The following is a 4,256-nucleotide window of genomic DNA, read 5'->3' as shown; positions in this document are numbered from 1 at the left end:
GCTGATATTTACGCGCAGGTTAACGTAACAGTGCCGCTGAAAGTGTTCAACCCTTTTTGGAACCGGCTCTCAGTAATAATATTTAAATGCAGTAATAATATTCAAATGAGTGATTTTAATGAAAAAAAAGTGCCTTTATATTATATTCTTTATTTTACCTGCCATATTGTGGTTTTTATTCAATTCCGTGAAAGAAAAAGAAGATAAGATATTCACTATTGCAACAGAAGGCTATTTGCGTCCTTATAATTTCACACATCCAGACGGAACACTTGATGGGTTTGAAATCGAACTGGGGCGCTATGTATGCACTCATATGCATGTAAAGTGTTCATTTGTCGCGCAGCCGTTCGACGGTATCATTGCAGGTCTTAACGCCGGTAAATATGATGCGATTATGGGCGGTATAACGGCGACCGTTAAGCGCGAAGAAATTGTGAGTTTTTCCGAGCCATATAGCTTGGCGCCGCTCGTTTTCGCGACTACTAAGGGAAGCAAATACGAGAATCTGCCTTCATCAGGGCAACTGTTTTCTCTTTCTGAGAATCTGTTGGTAGCGAGACAATCGCTCAGGGAGGACATCGAAGCGACTGCGGGAGCAACAATAGGAGTTGTCACTGGCACCACCAGCGATACCCTCGTCAATACATTCTTTAAAGATAACGCTTCAGTGAAAGAATATAAAACTGTCGAACCAGCCCTGTTGGATTTGCAGGCTGGGCGCATAAACATGCTGGCACACTCGCGTGCATATTTAAAAGCTATGCAAAGTACACCGGGCTATGGCGATTTAGTAATGACCGGTCCTTTCTTCAAAGGCCCTCTGTTGGGGCGAGGCGCCGGAATAGTAATCCGGAAAAATGAACCTGCCCTATTGGGGAAGCTGAATGAAGCAATTGATGCTGCAAAGGCAGATGGTACGCTGAAGCGACTGGCGAATAAATGGATAGGGTTCGATGTTACACCCTGAAATTTCGCATTAAACAGGCCTTGTTGCATGGATCAGTTTGAGGGGCATTGCCAAGTTGATTGAGCTTGGCGTTTCCAGTATCGGTGTGTCCCACCAGCTTTCCAGAGGCCTTATGCTATTTTCTCCATGATCGGGTGCAGGAACCATGCTCTCGACCAATCCGGGCATGGGTTGTGGTTGCGCCTCAAAGGGGGGAGAAGGATACTGCGCAAGTGGATCCTGCATTGTAAGGCGGTCCGCCATTGTAGTTCTCCTCATAAGCAAGAGTTAAGGATCGTTCGAAGCCAAAGTCCTATGTGAACACTTGATTGTCTTTTAAGGTAACGTCTGCCTTTGTACGTCGTTCCACAATTCGAGGTTGGTTGATGTTAGAGCGCCGATCTGATTGAATCAGATCGGCGCTCTAACTCCTTATATTATCGCGCATCTTTATCCGAAAACCGTTTCACACTTTTCGGAATGTGCTCTAGAGCAGCTAGATTGCTCTCATCGAGTTTGATCAGGTTGCATTGTGAATAATTCAAACCCGTATCGTCCATACGCTTTCTGCAAAAGCATCAATTGTGTTTTTGGGCCAGGCTCTTCGTGGCTCAAAATCAGAAGTGCTGAAGCATGACACACATAATTGTACGGTTAGAAGCAGCCGCGATTTTATGTTGCATTGCCGAAAAATTTCGATATCACAAATTTAATCACCACGGACCCGGTGAAACTCCGGGTGGCTCTTCTGGCCGCCAATCCGCCAGACCACGCAAAATCAGCATGTCTTTCCTTATCCTCACCGCTCGACAGTGCGCGTAGGTCATGTTTTGCGAGAATTTATCAGATGCTACTTTCTTCTATCCGCCGGGATTGGTCTGCCAATCCCACACGCGAAATGCTTGCCGGGGCTGTGGCGACATTTGCGCTAATCCCTGAAGTTATTGCGTTTTCCTTTGTTGCTGGCGTTGATCCTCAAGTCGGCCTGTTTGCATCTTTCGTCATTGGGATCGTGATTGCCTTCACAGGAGGTCGTCCGGCGATGATATCGGCGGCTGCAGGATCTGTGGCCCTTGTCGCTGCGCCTGTGGTCCAAACCTATGGACTGGCTTATCTTTTCGCAGCCGGATTGCTCGCTGGATTGTTTCAGATTGTTTTTGGGCTTCTTCGCCTCGGTGTTCTGATGCGTTTTGTCTCCAAATCGGTTAGGACCGGTTTCGTCAATGCTTTGGCAATTTTGATCTTTGCAGCTCAACTACCTCATATTATTGGGGGAGACTTGCTGGCATATGGCATGCTGGCGGCAGGACTTGCCGTTATTTATATAGCGCCGAGAATTACAACTCTGATCCCGTCACCATTGATCTGTATCCTTGTTCTGTCAGCAGTTTCTTTTTTTATGCAGCTTCCTGTTATGACAATTGGTGATCTTGGGAAGCTTCCCGACTCCCTGCCAGTCTTTGGCTGGCCTGATGTTCCTCTTACGCTTGCAACCTTAAAAATTATCGCTGGGCCAGCGCTCGCAATAGCCATGGTTGGATTACTGGAATCGATGATGACAGCCAGCGTTGTTGACGATCTGACTGGTACGCCAAGTTCCAAAAACCGCGAATGCACCGGGTTGGGCCTTGCAAACACAGCGGCGAGCCTCTTTGGCGGCATAGCGGGTTGCGGCATGATTGGTCAGACAGTCAGTAATGTAAAATATGGTGGACGCGGCAGGCTTTCCACATTGTTTGCGGGCGCTTTTCTGCTGATCTTGATCGTCGCGCTAAAGCCTTGGGTGTCTCAGGTACCAGTTGCTGCACTGGTCGCTATCATGGTGATGGTTTCTATTGACACGTTTGATTGGGGCTCAGTGAAAACGCTTCTCGTTCACCCAAAGATATCCAGCGCTGTCATGATAATGACTGTTCTTGTTACGGTCATCAGCTCTAACCTTGCTCTTGGCGTCGCCGTGGGCGTGATTTTGAGCGGGGTGTTTTTTACTTTTAAAGTTGCACGTTTGCTGAAAGTGGAAACATATCTTGATGTCAGTGAGGCGCGAGTGCGGTATCAGGTGAGCGGACAATTGTTTTTTGCGTCTGCTGATATTTTTATCGATGCATTCGACATTGAGGAAGCGAGCGGTAAAGCAGTGGTGATTGACGTTTCACAGGCCCACTTTTGGGACGTCACCGCAGTCGCAGCACTCGATAAGGTGATAGAGCGTTTCAGAGTTCATCACATAGGAGTAAGCGTTCTGGGATTGAATGAGGCCAGTGCAACTCTGATAGGAAGCCTCAACTCCAACACGAAGCTTAAGGAAATCTGATTTCCGTATTTAAATATGTGCAGTTCATCGCGCCGATTGTGTTGTGATGAATTGCCCATACGGGAACGGTGAAAATCATGAGCATTCGTTATCTAGCATTCATTACGGTGCCAATATCCGGTACAGCCTAGTATGTTTCGGGCATTGCAGCCAAATTGACCGGCTCTTGGAATGTTGACTGCGATTGGCCACAGCCCGGGTTATGCATGTGGGATTGAAGTCCGCTCTGGCCACGAGGGCATCCGCTTCGACCTCTCCAAAAGCCAGCGTGTTGAGTATCGGCTGATTTTAAGCCAGTTTTCCATTTCAGATTAACCCACACGAAGACGGAAATAGACAAGGGGTTCAGAAGGATAAATGCGCTGGGCCTGATCAGCATCAAACATAAAACTGGGTCAAATACAGCCTTAATTCAACAGTTAGGTTTTCGCCTTCCATTTCGACGTTACGTCGATACGCCGAGTCGAGACCATAGGTTCAAAACTGCAAATTAATCTGATCCATCCTTGATACGACCGCGACCTCCTGAAGTCGCTCTAGCAAGATTGGCTATGGTTTTTTGGCGGGGACGTTGCAACTCAGGCTCTATCCCTTATGTGGCAATGTGGCGGCGCTGCTTTATTTTATTGACCTCGACTCAGAAACAAGCCCCTAGCCCGCAAGTCTAACCGATTGCTTGACGGAAGGTTAAGCTGCACACCTATGTGGATGTCTGATGCTGGAGCAGATTCCATAAAACGACGTTGGTTATAACGACCCGAGATGTGTGTCAGGCAACAAGAAAGGGGGGGGTGACGCTGTTGCCCTCTCGGGAAATGACGGCTTGGCGCATAAGCCACCATCGCGACGCTTGAATGGATCGGCTAAGGACCTTTTACTCAGTTTCCGCATTTTAGAAGACATGTTGGCTTATAGCGGGATTACTGTAGCCCACATGCTGCTTCGTATTTGTTATAACCTAGGCCGTAGACTCATAACGATCTGATCCAAATT

General features: G+C 47.7%; 3 protein-coding genes and 1 other annotated feature. Of the genes, 2 read left to right on the top strand and 1 reads right to left on the bottom strand.

All coding sequences use genetic code 11. The features are described 5' to 3' along the window. The first annotated feature begins 118 nt into the window (after positions 1–118). A complete protein-coding gene (locus CEV31_RS13170) occupies positions 119–970 on the top strand; it encodes a transporter substrate-binding domain-containing protein (protein WP_094507533.1) in 852 nt (283 codons plus the stop codon). 9 nt (positions 971–979) lie between these two features. Here CEV31_RS13170 and CEV31_RS20935 read toward each other — a convergent pair whose 3' ends face one another. Continuing rightward, positions 980–1,213, bottom strand: a complete 234-nt coding sequence (locus CEV31_RS20935; protein ID WP_143850944.1) for a hypothetical protein — start codon at positions 1,211–1,213, stop codon at positions 980–982. Positions 1,214–1,666: 453 nt separating this feature from the next. Then, positions 1,667–1,722: a sequence feature (sul1 is cis-regulatory element that is thought to sense ions involved in sulfur or methionine metabolism; They are found in Alphaproteobacteria), on the top strand. Positions 1,723–1,796: 74 nt separating this feature from the next. Between CEV31_RS20935 and CEV31_RS13165 the strand changes: the two genes are divergently transcribed. Further along, positions 1,797–3,263 carry a SulP family inorganic anion transporter gene (locus CEV31_RS13165; RefSeq protein ID WP_094507532.1) on the top strand — a complete coding sequence of 489 codons (1,467 nt, stop codon included), beginning with the start codon at positions 1,797–1,799 and terminating at the stop codon, positions 3,261–3,263. The last annotated feature ends 993 nt before the right edge of the window (positions 3,264–4,256 follow it).

It is taken from the genome of Brucella thiophenivorans (assembly GCF_002252445.1).
Taxonomy (GTDB): Bacteria; Pseudomonadota; Alphaproteobacteria; order Rhizobiales; family Rhizobiaceae; genus Brucella; species Brucella thiophenivorans.
This window is presented reverse-complemented; position numbering and strand designations above follow the sequence as displayed.

What these genes read in the sequence shown, in the direction of transcription:
- CEV31_RS20935 (WP_143850944.1), bottom strand. Translation starts at nt 1,213, where the DNA reads ATGGCGGACCGCCTTACAATGCAGGATCCACTTGCGCAGTATCCTTCT.
- CEV31_RS13170 (WP_094507533.1), top strand. Translation starts at nt 119, where the DNA reads ATGAAAAAAAAGTGCCTTTATATTATATTCTTTATTTTACCTGCCATA.
- CEV31_RS13165 (WP_094507532.1), top strand. Translation starts at nt 1,797, where the DNA reads ATGCTACTTTCTTCTATCCGCCGGGATTGGTCTGCCAATCCCACACGC.